Origin of the sequence: Algoriphagus sp. (assembly GCF_013373065.1) — a bacterium.
In the GTDB taxonomy this organism is placed as follows: Bacteria; Bacteroidota; Bacteroidia; order Cytophagales; family Cyclobacteriaceae; genus Algoriphagus.
The window spans coordinates 18,848-34,780 of record NZ_JABXIN010000004.1 but is presented as its reverse complement, the minus strand read 5'-3'; the positions used below and the strand labels follow the sequence as shown (position 1 = coordinate 34,780).

General features: G+C 41.9%; 10 protein-coding genes. 3 read left to right on the top strand and 7 right to left on the bottom strand.

All coding sequences use genetic code 11. From position 1 onward, the window contains the following. Positions 1-2: 2 nt before the first annotated feature. Together eboE and HWE15_RS04100 are read left to right on the top strand one after the other, a co-directional pair. Positions 3-1,205, top strand: a complete 1,203-nt coding sequence (eboE, locus tag HWE15_RS04105) for a metabolite traffic protein EboE (protein ID WP_290506234.1) — start codon at positions 3-5, stop codon at positions 1,203-1,205. Between the two features lies 1 nt (position 1,206). Beyond that, positions 1,207-2,577 (top strand): alkaline phosphatase family protein, encoded by a 1,371-nt coding sequence (locus HWE15_RS04100; protein ID WP_290506233.1) that lies wholly within the window; start codon positions 1,207-1,209, stop codon positions 2,575-2,577. Here the strand turns inward: HWE15_RS04100 and HWE15_RS04095 are convergent. The 7 genes from HWE15_RS04095 to HWE15_RS04065 all read right to left on the bottom strand — a co-directional run bounded on the left by HWE15_RS04095 (position 2,574) and on the right by HWE15_RS04065 (position 14,358). Continuing rightward, positions 2,574-3,158, bottom strand: a complete 585-nt coding sequence (locus HWE15_RS04095) for an HD domain-containing protein (RefSeq protein WP_290506232.1) — start codon at positions 3,156-3,158, stop codon at positions 2,574-2,576. The two genes, HWE15_RS04100 and HWE15_RS04095, sit on opposite strands and share 4 nt — an antisense overlap. Next, entirely contained in the window at positions 3,155-4,051 is an 897-nt protein-coding gene (locus HWE15_RS04090) for a YitT family protein (protein WP_290506231.1), read from the bottom strand. The genes HWE15_RS04095 and HWE15_RS04090 overlap by 4 nt, the downstream gene beginning before the upstream one ends. A 195-nt stretch (positions 4,052-4,246) precedes the next feature. After that, positions 4,247-7,861: an amidohydrolase family protein gene (locus tag HWE15_RS04085; protein WP_290506230.1), complete on the bottom strand. Its 3,615-nt coding sequence runs from the start codon at positions 7,859-7,861 to the stop codon at positions 4,247-4,249. A gap of 22 nt (positions 7,862-7,883) precedes the next feature. After that, positions 7,884-8,933 carry an adenylate/guanylate cyclase domain-containing protein gene (locus tag HWE15_RS04080; protein ID WP_290506229.1) on the bottom strand — a complete coding sequence of 350 codons (1,050 nt, stop codon included), beginning with the start codon at positions 8,931-8,933 and terminating at the stop codon, positions 7,884-7,886. 9 nt (positions 8,934-8,942) lie between these two features. Then, positions 8,943-9,326, bottom strand: a complete 384-nt coding sequence (locus HWE15_RS04075; RefSeq protein WP_290506228.1) for a response regulator — start codon at positions 9,324-9,326, stop codon at positions 8,943-8,945. Continuing rightward, on the bottom strand, positions 9,323-10,693 hold the full coding sequence (locus tag HWE15_RS04070) for an ATP-binding protein (protein ID WP_290506227.1): 1,371 nt from the start codon (positions 10,691-10,693) through the stop codon (positions 9,323-9,325). Before HWE15_RS04070 ends, HWE15_RS04075 begins: the two co-directional genes overlap by 4 nt. Continuing rightward, positions 10,690-14,358: a two-component regulator propeller domain-containing protein gene (locus tag HWE15_RS04065; protein WP_290506226.1), complete on the bottom strand. Its 3,669-nt coding sequence runs from the start codon at positions 14,356-14,358 to the stop codon at positions 10,690-10,692. Before HWE15_RS04065 ends, HWE15_RS04070 begins: the two co-directional genes overlap by 4 nt. A 369-nt stretch (positions 14,359-14,727) precedes the next feature. On the opposite strand from HWE15_RS04065, the gene HWE15_RS04060 reads away from it, so the two are divergent. Then, a complete protein-coding gene (locus HWE15_RS04060) occupies positions 14,728-15,930 on the top strand; it encodes an FIST signal transduction protein (protein WP_290506225.1) in 1,203 nt (400 codons plus the stop codon). Positions 15,931-15,933: the final 3 nt, after the last annotated feature.

The window sequence follows — 15,933 nt, the reverse complement described above, 5'->3', positions numbered from 1 at the left end:
TCATGCAAGTCGGAAATTTTCAATTCAGTTATTGCAGTAATATTCATCCCGGCGAAAGTTGGGAGGCTACTTTTCAAAATTTAAAATTATACATCCCTCGAATTCGTCAAAAGCTTCAATGGGAAGGACCTTTTGGGATTGGATTGCGTCTTTCCAATGAAGCAAGCTTGGACTTGGAGGAGGAAGAAAAATTGCATGCATTTCAAGCTTGGCTGAAGGAGGAAAATGCCTATGTGTTCACCTTAAATGGGTTCCCTTATGGAGACTTTCACCATACCCGGGTGAAGGATCAGGTTCATGCTCCAGATTGGACAACAGCAGAACGTACAAATTACACCATTCGATCTTTCCAGATCCTTGCCCAATTACTTCCGGACGGGATGAATGGAGGGATTTCTACCTCGCCCATTTCCTATAGACATTGGTTCAAAAACCAAGAAGAAAAAGCCCAAGCGATGGAACAAGCCACCAGCAACTTGATGGAAGTTGTGACAGCGTTGGCAAAGATTCATTCTGAAAAGGGGAAATTTCTGCATTTAGATATTGAGCCCGAACCGGATGGGATTCTCGAAAATTCGGATGAGGTTCTTTGGTTATTTGATTCTTGGCTGATTCCTGAGGGAGCGCCGGAGCTTTCTAAAAAATTAGCTATTTCACTTCCCGAAGCCGAAAAATTGATTCGGGATCATATCCAAGTCTGTTACGACATTTGCCATTTTGCGATTGTTTATGAACATCCGGCAAATACTTTTACCAAATTCAAAAATGCAGGGATTAAAATCGGGAAGATTCAGATTTCTGCAGCTTTGAAGTTGAATTTGGATGAAAATCGATCTGAATTACATCAAAAATTGCTCCCTTTTGCGGAGTCAACCTACCTACATCAAGTAGTAGGTCGGAGATTAGATGGGAGCTTGATTTCCTATCCAGATTTGCCACAGGCCCTTGAACACATCCAAGAAGCAGATGAAAAGGAGTGGCGGATTCATTTTCATGTTCCTCTTTTTGTTGAGTCCTATGGGACGTTTTTTTCGACTCAAAGCAGTATCTTAAATGTCCTGAGTGAATTGAAGAATCATCCTGAAATAACGGAGCATTTGGAAGTAGAAACCTACACTTGGGAGGTTTTGCCAGACGCGATGCGATTGGAATTAGGAGAGTCCATCAGTCGAGAGCTTGAATGGGTTCTTCAGCGATTAGCTTAATATGAAGAAAACTGTTGTCCTCAATATTGTTGCCTTATCCTCTCGAGTAATCGGAGAGCACACTCCATTTCTCAGTCAATGGATTTCAAAGCAGAAAAAAGCCATTGTTGAACCCGTTTTGCCTGCTGTTACCTGTTCGGCTCAATCAGTTTATTTGACTGGCAAAATGCCATCTGAAAATGGAATTGTGGGGAACGGCTGGTATTTCCGGGATGAGTGTGAAATTAAATTTTGGAGGCAGTCCAATCGACTGGTTCGGGCACCAAAAATCTGGGATAAGTTAAAAACTGAAAATCCAGACTTCACCTGCGCCAATATGTTTTGGTGGTACAACATGTATTCTTCAGTAGATATTGCGGTAACGCCTCGCCCACTTTATCCTTCCGATGGGCGAAAATTACCTGATTGTCATTCTCAACCCATGGAATTGCGAGACAGGCTTCAGAAAGAATTGGGACAGTTTCCTCTTTTTTCTTTCTGGGGTCCTAATGCCAATATTTCTTCCACTCAATGGATAGCTGAAGCTACCAAGAAGGTGGATCAATGGTTTGATCCAATACTCAATTTGGTTTATCTGCCTCATTTGGATTATGGGCTACAGAAGTATGGCCTTGATTTCTTGAAAATCGGGAAGCTTCTGGAAGAAGTGGATGAAGTGGCCAAGGACCTGATTACCTATTTCGAAAATCAGGGGACTCAAGTTCTTTTGCTTTCTGAATATGGGATTACCAATGTTTCCCAGCCTATCCATATCAATCGCTTATTACGTTCGGCAGGGTGGATTCAAGTGAAGGACGAATTAGGACTGGAAACCTTAGATGCAGGAACTTCGAAAGCATTTGCTATTGCCGATCATCAAATTGCTCATGTTCACATCCAAGATCCAAGTGTTTTTGAACAGGTAAAAAGCCTTTTGGAAAATACTCCAGGAATTCAACTCGTACTGGATAAGAAATCCCAGGCTAATTATGGTCTGGATCATCCTCGCTCAGGAGATTTGGTGGTCGTGGCAGATCAAGATTCTTGGTTTACGTATTATTTTTGGTTGGATGATCAAAAAGCACCTGATTATGCCCGTTGCGTAGATATTCATCGAAAACCAGGTTATGATCCGGTTGAGCTATTTTTGGACCCAGAGATTAAAATTCCTGTGTTGAAAGTTGGGTCAAAGGTGCTGAAGAAAAAATTGGGCTTTCGATACCTGATGGATGTGATTTCATTAGACGCTTCATTGGTAAAAGGCTCTCACGGAAGAATCCCGGAAGAGGATGCTGATAAGCCAATTTTTGTAGGAAATAGCGAAGTGTTGAAATCAGAAAAAATTCAACCAACAGAAGTGTTCGATCTGATTTATGAAGCTGTTAAAGGTTAAAGAACTTTTAATTTTTCTTTTACAGACTCAATATTTTCCTGCTTTTTAGGTTCTCTATTTTTTTTGCAGTAATCGGTATGGTATTGATGTTTTTCCAAGAAAGTCAACTGAAGTTCATTCCAGGCTTGCTCGGAAAAGGAGGGGTTGAAATGTTTCAATTCTTCAAATAAAGCATTTCCCTGCCGTTCGAAGTCATCTGTCCCCAAGTATTCCAAATCAGCATCTGCGATAATCCGCTCTAATTGGTTGGTTGGGGATTGAGGGATTTTGGTAGCCATGATCATCCCATGAATTTTTTTCAAATCATCTTCTGAAACATGGTTTTTTAGATAATTGGTTGCTATTCCGCATCCAATTTCCTCATGGTTTTTTGGGTTTTCAATGAATCCTGTATCGTGAAAAAGAGCTGCGAGCCTCAGCAGTTCTATGTCAGCTTCACTGATTTGCTCGATACCTGCCAAAAAAAGTGCTTTTTCCGTCACATATTGAGTATGAGCCAGGTTATGATATGTCAGGTACTCCGGAAGTTGTTCCAGAATATCCTTATAGACGCGGTCTTTTATTTTTTGATACTCTATCATACGTGCTTTTTCCCCACTTTTTTAATGACACCACCCTTAACTTCCTTGATGGTTTGGACGTAGAAGAAAGCTTTTGGGTCTATTTCTTGAATGGCTAATTTCAGACGGTGGACTTCCAAACGGGTTACCACAGTCATGATGATGTCCACAGGATGATGGATATGAAAGGTATCTGGAAGATAGCCTCTCTCACCCTTATACACAGAAATTGCCTTCTTAAAATCTTTTACTATCAATTCTTTGACCAATTCGTGTTCTTTTGAAATAATTGTTAAAGCTGTGTACTCTTCAAAGCCTTCAACAACATAGTCAGTAGTCTTAATTGCTGTAAAATACGTTAAAATTGAATACATCGCAGGCTCAATACCAAAAACAAAGGCTGCAGAGAGCATAATCAAGGAATTGAGGAAGACAGTGATCTCGCTCGCAGTCAATGCTGAGTTCTTATGAAAATACTCAGTGATGACCTCAAAACCATCGATTAATCCCCCTCCTCTAATAATCAGTCCGATGCCTGTTCCCATCAAAAAACCTCCAAATACCGCAATCAAAACCTTGTCTTCAGTAACAGTGGGGACTTCTAAAAAGTGTAGGACAATAGTCAAAAGAAAAATGGACATCCCACTTTGAATAGCAAAGGTGCGACCGATCATCCGCCATGCCATAAACAAAAATGGAAGATTCAACAGCACCAAAAGTAGGTTTAATTCTATCCCAAATCCTAAATTGATCAAGATGGCAATACCCGTCACGCCTCCATCCAAAAAGCTATTGGGGAGCATGAATGCCTCCAAGGCGATGGCTGCTAAGGCAACCCCTACAATGGTATAGGCAAGCGAGTGAGGTGAAAGGATGGCTTTCCAATCGATAGGTTGTTTCGAATGTTTTGTCATCCTTCAATTAGTTGATAAAAACCTCACGGATATTTGAATAAATCCTTTTCAAAAGGGTGGTTTTCAATAAGGTAGATTTAAGAAAATAATAATTTAGTAGTTTACCAAGAAAGAATTCAAATATTTTAGGGAAATACTTAAAATCTTGGATAGAATAGGATCAGCCATCCTGATATTCAGGATGGCTGATCTATTTTAATGCTCAAGAGTAGTTGTGACTTTTGGAGCTTCTTTGGTCCAAGAACTTACATCAAGCTTACGAGGAGTAGGTAGGATTTCATCTAGGGTATTTCCATCGTAAATCCGGCCGTCTTTCACCACATGGGTGATGGTATTGGTATTTCGGATGTTCTCCAATGGATTTTCTTCTAGGATAACTAAGTCAGCCAATTTTCCACTTTCAATACTACCTAGCTCTTTGTCCAAGCCCAAGGCTTCAGCTCCCAAAATGGTTGCTGTGCGCAAAGCATTCATGTTGCTCATGCCTCCGCTCGCGACAGACCAGAGCTCCCAATGATAGCCTAGTCCCTGTAACTGTCCGTGAGAGCCTACGCCTGCCAATCCTCCTTGTAAGACAATGTCATTGATGCCTCTTCCATGGTCTTCAAATACATGGTCTTCAGGGGCAAACCAACCGCCCAAACTTCCTACACGTCTACGCGCTTTTGAATTCATCTCATTGTATGGAGTGAATCGGTTAAGCTTCGGATCATGAAGCGGACTTTCTGTAGTGTAGAAATAATTCTCAGCCCAAGGACCTCCATAGGATACCAAAAGCGTCGGAGTTACCGCCATTTTACTTTCAGCGATGGTTCGGGTTACATCGGAGTAAAGTGGATAGATCGGAATCGCATGCTCATGTCCCGGATAGCCATCAAAAAGCTGGGTCATATTTAATTTGAAATCCAATCCACCTTCAGTAGTAGGCATCAATTTTTGCTCCTTAGCAGCCATGATGACCCATTGCCTATGCTGTCTGTTGCCCACCAAATACATTTTGATGTACTGCGTATTGTAATACTTGGAATATTGCTTCAGCACATTTTTGGTTTGCTCCAATGATTTAAGGTTGTACATCCAGAATCCTACTCCTGGTCCTGTGGAATAAACACGCGGTCCTGGAATCATACCTGCTTCAACCATATCCGCATAGGTCAATACATCGGTAGTTGCCGTCTGAGGATCACGGGTAGTTGTAACGCCATAAGCAAGATTGGCAGCATAAATCCAGACCGTGTTTTTATGAAGATTCCAGGTCGGCCACATGTGAGCATGGGTGTCTACAAATCCTGGGGTTACTGTTTTACCCGAAAGGTCAACTACCTCCGCTCCGGATGTGTCAAGACTTCCGGTTATGCCTACGGCTTTGATTCGGTTATTTTCGATTAAAATATCTCCGTTTTCAATGACCTCATCCTCCTTCATGGTGATGATTCGAGCATTTTGAAGGAGGATTTTTCCAGTAGGAATATCTTTGGCGAAGTAAACCTTTACCTGATGCTCTTCAGGGCTATAGCTTTCTTTTTCTTTTTGTTGTGCTTTGTAAATACTGTCAGCTTTGGCTAATTCCTTATCTGCTTTGAACAAGGAATCGATGCGTTGTTTTTCGGCTTTTGCTAGCGAATCTGCCAGTTTAACTGCTGCTTCACCCTGGGCTTTTAGGGCTGCCACACTATCAGCATCGGCAAGCATTTTTGCCTTTTTAGCACTTGTAACAGAATCTTCCACAAATTCAGCTCGAGCGATATCATAGACCCAATGTCCATTTCCGAGTGACCAATGGACTTTCTCTCCATTTGCTTCCCAAGCAGGCCATTCGCCCCCAATTTCAGTCAGTTGTCTTGAAGGGAAGCTGCTGGACTTAGGGTCTCCGACGTTGATGCTTGGAGTCTTGCCGACCTGAGGGATGGTGACTACATAGACGTTATTATTCACCTGAGCCAAGGCCTTGTTTCCTTTTGGAGCCATGTAAATGGTACTCGCACTTGCTGGGCTCATTTGAGGTTCTTGGGCTGAAGCTCCCTCCGGAAGCATGCAATAATTTAGGGCTCCGGCATTAGAAAAAGGTTTGCCCATGACGTAACGATAATCCGCTATGGTTTCATGGTCATGATTTTCGTGTGGATCCAAAACTGAACCAAATGGCGTGATTCCCGTGATTTTTGCATGGGTTTTCTCATCTGTTCCATCCCATTGGATACTAAGAAGCGTACCACCTGGTCCGTTTAAATAAATTCTCGAAGTATCCTGTGTAAAGTGGGCATTACCGATCCCTCGTGCATCTCGAATTTCCCGAAGTGATCCACCTGAAGCGGGGATCCAAGCCAAAATCGATTCGGCTCCGCTGATTCCAGGTCCTTCTGAATCTTCCATCAATCGTTTGTCTCCTTTGAAAACCAAAATTTTTCCATTTGGACCCCAAACAGGCCCCATGTATAGCGCGCTTTCCTGAGTCAATCGGCTAACGGCAGTGGATCTTCCGAAACTAGCTTTGTAAAGATGACCTCCTTCTTTTTCATCCCATGTAGCAAAAACCAACTGAGTTCCATCAGGACTCCAAGATGGCATGGCCTCCGTAAAATCATGATTGCTGACCCGCTTGGGTTCCCCATTTGGGAAGTCCATTACATAAAGTCGGTTTAATGCCGTAAATGCTAGTTTTTTTCCATCAGGAGAGGGCACTGCATCCCGAATTTGAGTAGTCAATTTTGCAGTGGTATCCTTGACTTCGTAATTGAAATACAATCGTGGACCCATGGCAAGCTTTACATCTGCTTCGAAAGGGATTTCTACTGCAGGACTTCCATCTACAGGGATTCTCCAGATTTTCCCACCGTAGGAGGCGATTACATTTTTGCTATCTGGCGTAAAAGCCATCGCAGGTAATACTCCTTGGGGAGCGATAGATTCCTGCTCATCACGTTGTACAGGATAAGCAAGCCATTTTTCCTCGCCTGATTTCAAGTCACGAATTACTAGGCCTGTTTTATCATCCCATCTTGATCCATAGACCAACCAATTGCCATCATTTGAAAGAGTAGGCGTAAAGGCTGATCCATAACGAGAGGTAATGCTGGTGATTTTTCCGTCCTCCAAATCATACGTTCCGACCTGATATTGTGGAAGGAGGGCATTGTAATTCCAAGAACCGGTTCGGTGTGAGAAGTATACTTTTTTCCCATCGGGGCTTACAAAAGGATCGATGGTTTTCATGGAGCTTGGATCTGGATTCAGCTGGATACCTCCTCCACCATCTTTGTGATACATCCAAAGTTTTACAATTCGACGACCTTTAGCTACCACGATGTAGTCTCCATCTGGAGTCCAATCAGCTCCAGGGACATCGCCATTTTTGTCTTTGGTGATTTGGACGGTGTCTTTTTTGACAAGATCGATGTACCAAAGATTATCGCTTCCAGCCCGGTCTGAGGTAAAGAGGATTTTCTCAGCATCCGGTGAAAAGCGCGGATGGGTTTCGTATGCTATCCCCGTTGTGATTGGAGTAGCTTTTCCACCTTCAATAGGGATTGTATAAATATCGCCCATCAAATCAAAGGCAATGGTTTTTCCGTCTGGGCTTACATCCAAACTCATCCAGGTACCTTCCTTGGTAGTGAATTTTACTTCACGCTCGGGCTTTAAGGGAAGATCCTTGAATTTGGGATAGTCCAGAGAGTCTTTAGCCGTACTGTCTGTTAAAGAAAAGGAAGGGGGATTTGATAAGGATTTTGATGTTCCAGTGGCGTAGGTCCTTACGCCTATTCCAAGGATTAGTGCCAAAAGCAAGGCTTTTGAGAGTATGTTTTTCATGGAAAATTTGGGTGAATTATTTTTAAATTATTTCAGAGATTACCTCTAATACCTTTACAGGATGAGCTTTATTTTTAAGCTTTAGTTCTCCGATTTCCTGAAATGAAAATTCGGTCATAACCGAATTGGCGTTTTTCTCAAGAATTAAAATTTGTCCTGGATTAGCAGCCGACTGAAGTCGTGCGGCAACGTTTACCGCATCTCCGATGACAGTATAGTCTAATCTTTTGAGTGATTTCGAACCAATATTTCCAGAGACCATCTCCCCTGAATTGATTCCTATAGATACTTCAGGTTTGAATTTGTTGTCTTTTGAAAAAGCCGGCATTTCTTCCATTTTTTTGCGAATGGCAAGAGTGGCTCGGATGGCTCGGGCAAAATGGTTTTCTCCTTGGAAAACGGCCATGACAGCATCTCCGATAAACTTATCTACGCTGCCTTGTTCTTCGATGATTTCTTTGACCATGAGATCGAAGTAGTCGTTCAAAAGGCCCACTACGATATTTGGTTCTTCATTTTCGGAGATCTTGGTGAAAGCCACCAAGTCAATAAATGCCACCGATGCTTCGATCACTTCATTTTCCATCAAGCTAGACTCTAGCTCTTTATTTCCCATGAAATTAAGAACCGTCTCATCGACATACATTTTGAGGATGTTGTTTTCCCGAAGTGCCTTGAGGGTGGATTTAATCTGATTTCGGTATTGAATGGTCTTGTCAAGGGTGATTTCAAGATCTCTGAAATCCACCGGCTTGGTAATAAAATCGAAGGCACCCAAATTCATGGCCGTTCGAATGTTTTCCATATCTCCATAGGCAGAGATGATGACGGTTTTCAACAAGGAGTTTTTCTCTTTCACTTTGGAAAGAAGGGTTAGCCCGTCCATTTCAGGCATATTGATATCACTGAGGATCAAGTCCACATCAGGATTTTCCTCGATCACCTCCAAAGCGATTCTTCCATTGAGCGCAAATAGAAATTCTAGTTCCCCACCTTTTATTCGCTTTCGGAACTTCTGTTTGATTAGGATCTCTAAATCCGCCTCATCATCAACTACCAAGATTTTAACCATTACACTTCTCTATTTTTGGCTTTCAATCAATTTATTCACCTCTACTTTTAAAGATTCAAAATCGATCGGTTTGGTGAAAAATTCTTTGGCTCCAGACTGCATGGCTTTCTCATAATTTTGAGAATCTCCATAAGCTGAAATCATACTGACTTGTATCTCCGGAAATTGATTTTTGACCTGGTTCAGTAATTCGAGGCCACTCATTCCAGGCATATTGATGTCAGAAAAGACATAAATCACCTTAGGTGGATGTTCAGAATCCAACACTTTCAGGGCTTCTTCCCCAGAAAAAGCAAAGGCCAATTCCAATACCCCGCTTTTTACTTCTTTTCTGAATTTTTGTCGAAAAAGTAGTTCCACATCTTTTTCATCGTCTACAATTAAAATTTTCATGATTCTGTCGTTTGGGGAATAATAATTTCAAATTCTGTAAATTCTCCGGCCTGACTAGTTACTTTAAGATCTCCTCCATGTCCGTTCGTGATGATATCATAACTCATGGATAGACCAAGCCCGGTTCCTTTACCTGTGGGTTTGGTTGTGAAAAAAGGTTGAAAGATTTTGGATTGAATATCCTTTGGGATTCCTTTTCCATTATCTCGAACGGTGATTTTTACACCATTTTTGATTTTTTGGGTTTTGACCCAGACTATAGGCATAAAGTCTTTTATGCCTTCTTTTTCCAATTCTTTCTTCTTTTCATCTGCCGCATAAAAGCCGTTATTGATCAAATTCAATAAGACTCTACCGATTTCTCCCGGAATAATTTCAATTGGCTCGATGCCTTCATCAAGTTCAATTTTAAAGTCCGCCGTAAAGCTCTTGTCTTTTGCTCTTAGTCCGTGGTAGGAAAGCCGGAGGTACTCGTCTGTAAGGGCATTAATGTCTGTTTTTTCTTTTTGTCCCGAATTACTTCTACTATGAAGGAGCATTCCTTTTACAATAGAGTCCGCTCTTTTCCCATGATGAAGTATTTTTTGAAGGTTGGCTTTCAAATCTTCAAGGATTTCCTTGGCATCTTCCTGATTGCCAGTATCCAGTTCCTCTTTCGCTTCATCAATTAATTCAGAACTAACCTCTGAGAAGTTATTTACAAAGTTGAGTGGGTTCTGAATTTCATGGGCAATTCCTGCAGTTAGCTCACCTAAAGAAGCCATTTTTTCAGAATGAATCAGTTGGTTTTGTGCGGCTTTGAGCTCCTTAAGGGCTTTTTCCAACTCGTTCTTTTTCTGGGTAATTTCTTTGGTACGTTCTTGAACTTGTTTTTCTAATTGGGCTTTTAGTGCTTCGGTTACCTTATATTCCTTTTCTTTCTGGAGAACTTTTAAACGTTCTTGTTCGAGTGCTTTTCGCTGTTTCGTATTGTTGATCCACATCACGATGGCCCAGATGATGGCGAAGAATGTCGCCGTACCTAGGTACACTTCGATGGATTCGAAAAAGGATGGGCTGATTAGTTTCACTATCTCCTCGATGACCATCAATGCCATAATCGGCATCCAGGCATAAATCATCCCTTTTCTATGTTGTAATTCAGGATTGCGAAGGGTGATGTAGACAATTAAAGCACCCAAACCAAAGTTTAGAAAAAGGGCTATTTGGGAAATAATTAGGATACCAGAATTCGCCAATGCCCAAAGTATACCCGCCGCGATCATCCCTCCATTGATAATCCGCTTCCACTCTGCGGAAACCTCAATCGGTCCCATCGGACGACGGAGATAGAATAATAAAATCAGCAAAATAAAGCCCAAATTCATAGTGCTTCAGGGTTTTGGGTTGAGTTTAAGGGTAGGAATATAGTAAATGTGGTATAAGAATCCGACCCCGTCTTGCTTTCAGCTGTTAATTCCCCTTGATAGGACTTGATCGTATCATAGCTTAAGGAAAGCCCCAGCCCTGTACCAAACCCGGTAGGTTTGGTCGTAAAGAAAGGCTGGAAAATCTTTCCGATAATGTCTGAGGGAATCCCCGTACCATTATCGGTGATCTTGATTTCAATTCCTTTTTTAGTTTTATGGGTACTGATTTTTACCTGCGGAATGTAATTTGGATCTGTTGTTTCCTTCGCCTTTTCTTGGACTGCATAGAAAGCATTGTTGCAGATATTGATCAAGATTCTTCCAATTTCCTTACGGATTACTTCCGGTTCAGGAAGGTTGGGTTCTAATTCTTTTAGGTATTCAGCTTTAAAATCAGGTTCCTTTGCACGTACACCATGATAACTAAGACGAATGCATTCGTCAGCGAGCGCATTGATATCCGTTGCTTCCTTGTTACCTACACTTGCTTTCGAGTGCTGCAGCATTGCTTTGACAATGGCATCAGCCCGCTGGCTATGAAGAGTGATTCGGTCCAGATTATCTTGAATTTCCTGTGCCAACGTCTTGGCTTCTTCATAATCCCCGCTTTGAATTTCTTCATTCATTTCATCCATCAGTTCATGGCTGACTTCTGAGAAGTTTTTGACAAAGTTGAGTGGGTTCTGAATTTCATGAGCGATTCCTGCTGTAAGCTCACCCAATGAGGCCATCTTTTCAGCCTGAATCAGTTGGGATTGGGTCGCTTTAAGGTTTTCGTGGGTTTGGTTCAGCTCTTTGTAGGCTTTCTCGATTTCTTTCGCGTGTGCCAATTCCCGCTCTTTTGTTTTTTCCCGTTCGGCTTTCAAAAGCCGGTTTCGTTGGAAAAGATGCAAAGGATAAATCAGCGATAAAAAGAGAATCCCATACAGGGTGTAGGCCCACCAGCTTCGGTACCAAGGAGGAAGTACAGTAAAGGAAAAGGTGGCTATCTCACTCCATTCAGAAGGTTGGTCAAAGTTATTTCCTGCATAGCGAGCACGGAGTCGGAACGTATAGTCGCCTTCTTGAATATTGCCGAAAGTAGCTGAGGTTCGACGTAAAATCGGACTCCAATCAGCCTCGTATCCCTCCAAAATGTGCTGGTATTCTACCAAAAAGGGTTTGGCTAATTCATTGGTGCTAAATTCAATATTGATCTGATTATTCCGATAGGGAAGTTCCAAGTTTACCGGGATGGGGATAAATGGACTAACTCCGTCCATTTTTACACTTTCAAATTTTTCTTTTATGGCTTGCTTTTCAGCTGCAGTGAGTCTTTTTCCAAGCGTTATAAGTTGATCTGTAATACTGGAGAAAGTCTCGGACCCTTCACTTTCGGCCAATAAATGCCATGGAATAACTTCCTCGTTCAATCTAATTTGTTTGATTTGAACGATAGGAGGCGTAGAATCCGGGAAAATTCGGTCGGGATTCATCTTGACCAATCCTGTTTTTACACTTCCGGTACCAGCCCAAATCAGCCCTTTGGAATCCAACAACATCCCATTTTGGCCATCCGTAAGGTCTTTGACTGGGAAGCCGGTTTCAGAATTAAAAATTTCAAAATTCTGGAGTTGTGGTTTCTCATTGGGTAGATATTCCAGTCGGGTAATACCTTGGTTGGTTCCCAAGGCGATGGAATTTCCTGGTAAATCGATAATCTGAAGAATGAAGTTATCCGGTAAGCCATCCTCTGTGCTGAAATTTTCAAAAGGATTAGGAGGAAGGGCTTCTCCGGACTCCAGGCTCGATTGAATTTTTCTCGGCAGAATGCTTAATCCGTGTGTTGTTCCAATCCAAAGGTTTTCAGATTCGTCCATTTCCAAACGGACCACGGTAGGGTCAATCAATCCCTGGTCTAATCCAAAATTGGTGAAACTAATCCCGTCATAGCGACTGATCCCTCCATCGAGAGTTCCAAACCAAAGAATGCCGTTTTTGTCTTCTTCGATGCTGGTAATAATATCACCGATTAATCCTTGCTCTTTGGTAAAATGCTGAAAGACCTTTCCATCAAAACGACTTACGCCATGATCCGTCCCAATCCAAACATCACCGGATTTACTTTCAAAAAGAGAATAAATTTCATCGGAAAGTAGGCCTTCTTTTGTGCTATACTGTAAAACCAGATCTCCATCGAGAATGCTCAAACCATCTCCAGAGGTTCCAAACCAGATTCGCTTAGCTTGGTCTTCCATCAAAGAGTAAACAATATCCCCAGAAAGCCCCTGAGAGGAGGAATATGTTGTGAAAGATCTACCGTCAAATTTACTAACTCCCCATCCGTTGGTTCCAAACCAGAGATTTCCGAGGTGATCTTCCATGCTTGTTAAAACAATATTACCCGCCAAGCCTTGTTGATTGGTAAAGCTGGTGAAACCAAGGCCATCCAAACGGCTTACGCCACCTCCATCGGTACAAAACCAAAGCTTTCCGCGTTGATCTTTGGCAATGTCCAAAATACTATTACCGGCCAATCCCTGCGCGGTCGTATAGCTAATAATTTGATCACCCTCTATGCGACTAACCCCGGTTTCAGTTGCTGCCCATATCCAACCCTCTTTATCCTCTTCGATCGAGCGGACTACATTTCCTGCCAGGCCTTCATTTTGGGTAAAGCAGGTGAATTTTTGCCCATCAAATCTGCATATACCTCCGCCAAGGGTACCGATCCAAAGTGTATTTTCATCATCGGCGTATAGTGCACGAATTCGATTAGAAGGTAGTCCATCCCCTTGATGGAATGAGTTTAAGTTTTGTCCATCATACCTAAAAAGTCCAGCACCATTTGTTCCAATCCAAAGGATTCCGTTTTTATCGGTAGTGAGACTAATAATTGCCGTTTCTCCCAATTCTTCATTGAATGGAGCGGGAGAAAAACTCTCTCCGTCATAGTTGATAAGACCTGCGCCGTCAGTTCCCATCCACACATTTCCTTCCTTATCTTCGGTCAGGGCGTACACGATTTCATCACCCAGCTGTTCATAGCCAAAATTTTGGAAAACCGTTCCGTCGAATTTGCTGACTCCTCCTTCTACTGTTCCAAACCAAAGATTACCTTGAGAATCTTCCAATATATCCCGAACCGTATTCCCTCCAAGGCCTTGACTTTCTGTGTAATTGAAAAATTCCAATCCATCAAATCGGCTTGCTCCTCCACCGGCTGTTCCAAACCAGATATGTCCTCTGCTATCTACCAAGGCGCAATTGATCCCATCTATAGGAAGTCCTTCGTCTGAGGTATATTTTTTGAATTGGGCAATTCCGCCCTCGCCTAAAATAAAAGCTTTGCCTGTAGAGTCTACTAAAACGCTTCCATCCTCCTTCCTCAACAGTTGGAGATTATTTTGAATGGGAGGCTCCACTACTCCATTTGAATAATTAGCAACCCGGACTCGTCTGGGAGCGGGAAGTTCTGAAATCGGAATTTCTTGAGGTTTCTGATCGATTTCTAGGTCAGCTATATTAATCCTTGTGGGAGGGGCTGTTCGTAGAGTTGGGTTTTCAGGAGAAGATTCTTCTTGACCTGCACAAGCCACAAAAAAGGCCAGATGGATTAAACAGAGGTAATTCCTAAATCTCATCGCTCAAAAAATGGACTGATGGGATGCTTTTTTTCATAGAAACAGGAGACAAAAAATCTCTGGTTTGGTACATAGGTCCTTTGTTTAAATAAAAATCCGGAGGGGTTGAAAAAACAAAATCCTCCAATTTCTATTGGGAAAATACAAAAAGTATTTCAATTCCGGGAAAATCGTAGAAATAAGTTACCTTGAGTCCTATTTAGTTTAAATTGTTGTGCATCTGGTTTTTCAAGTTTTAGACCGTAGATAAGATGTTATTATTAATTAAATAAGATTTGGTCAATTTTTCGGGTCTTATTCTTATATTGACACAGGCCTATATAGGCAAAATCATATTTTGAATCTTAGTTTATCATCAATTTTTAACCCATGGAAACAAAAATTGGCGTAGGAGCCAGCAACCAAACCAATTCCTTTGCAGCCGGAAAAGAGGCTGCATCTCAAGCTATGAAAAATGGAAAAATCGAACGTCCCGATTTTGCCTTGATTTTTTGTGGCGGAAAACATGACCCCAGAGAATTTTTGAATGGAGTCAATGAAATAATTCCCGACACCCCCAAAACTGGCGGATCCTCATTCGGAATTATCACCGGAGAATTTATCGGTTACGATGGATTTGAAGTTGGAGTAACCATTTTTAGTTCAGATAAAATCCGTTTTGAGGTTTTTGCAGAAGGAGATCTCAATAAGGACGAATACCAAGCTGGGATGAAACTTGGTCAGAAACTACAGTCTGCCATTAAGGATGATGCTTGTGGTTTGTGGGTATTCTATGATTCATCCAAGCAACAGAATCCTCCTATGTTGAATTTTGCCACTCCTTTATTTGCAGCTATTGAGCAATTCATTCCTGAAGAGCTTTCGGTAGCTGGAGGAGGGTTTTTGACGGATATGATGCTGAGTACCTGCTACCAATTTGTCAACAATGAAATTTATTCTCAGCATGTGGTCGGAATTTTGATTTCTGGCGCTTGCAAAATGGATACCGTCATTCTTCATGGATGCCAACCATGTAGTGATTATATCACGATTACCAAAGTTCAGGGACCGGTCGTTTTAGAAATTGAAAATAAACCAGCCCTAGAAGTCATTGACGAATTGCTGGGGCCAGATCATGGTATCAGCGTCAAGGATTTTGCTATGAATGTAACTCTTGGAGTCAATAGAGGAGATAAATTCGGGGATTTTCAGGAGAAAGATTATGCCAATCGATTGACTTTGGCGGTGGATGAGCCTAATAAGGCCTTGGTGATGTTTGAGCCTGACTTGAAGGATGGTGCAGAAGTACAATTGATGCGAAGAAATCTGGAACCGGATTATGTGGAGGAAGTCATTAATGATTTAAAAGAGCAAGCTCGTGACTCGAAACCTGTGTTTTCTTTTTATATAAATTGCGGAGGTAGAGCGAAACCTTTTTCGGGAGTAAATTTTGAAGATGCCGAAGAAGTCCAAAAAGCCCTTAAGGGTATTCCATTGTCTGGATTTTATTCTGGAGTGGAGGCAGCCCGTGTGGGGTCCAATATTCAGCCATTGGACTGGACTGGGGTTTTATGCCTGATTTCCGAAGACTGATTT

Bases quoted from the DNA above. Each gene is read 5' to 3' on its own strand.
- HWE15_RS04080 (WP_290506229.1), bottom strand. From the start codon at position 8,933: ATGGTTAAAATCTTGGTAGTTGATGATGAGGCGGATTTAGAGATCCTA.
- HWE15_RS04070 (WP_290506227.1), bottom strand. From the start codon at position 10,693: ATGAATTTGGGCTTTATTTTGCTGATTTTATTATTCTATCTCCGTCGT.
- HWE15_RS04085 (WP_290506230.1), bottom strand. From the start codon at position 7,861: ATGAAAAACATACTCTCAAAAGCCTTGCTTTTGGCACTAATCCTTGGA.
- HWE15_RS04100 (WP_290506233.1), top strand. From the start codon at position 1,207: ATGAAGAAAACTGTTGTCCTCAATATTGTTGCCTTATCCTCTCGAGTA.
- HWE15_RS04060 (WP_290506225.1), top strand. From the start codon at position 14,728: ATGGAAACAAAAATTGGCGTAGGAGCCAGCAACCAAACCAATTCCTTT.
- eboE (WP_290506234.1), top strand. From the start codon at position 3: ATGCAAGTCGGAAATTTTCAATTCAGTTATTGCAGTAATATTCATCCC.
- HWE15_RS04075 (WP_290506228.1), bottom strand. From the start codon at position 9,326: ATGAAAATTTTAATTGTAGACGATGAAAAAGATGTGGAACTACTTTTT.
- HWE15_RS04090 (WP_290506231.1), bottom strand. From the start codon at position 4,051: ATGACAAAACATTCGAAACAACCTATCGATTGGAAAGCCATCCTTTCA.
- HWE15_RS04095 (WP_290506232.1), bottom strand. From the start codon at position 3,158: ATGATAGAGTATCAAAAAATAAAAGACCGCGTCTATAAGGATATTCTG.
- HWE15_RS04065 (WP_290506226.1), bottom strand. From the start codon at position 14,358: ATGAGATTTAGGAATTACCTCTGTTTAATCCATCTGGCCTTTTTTGTG.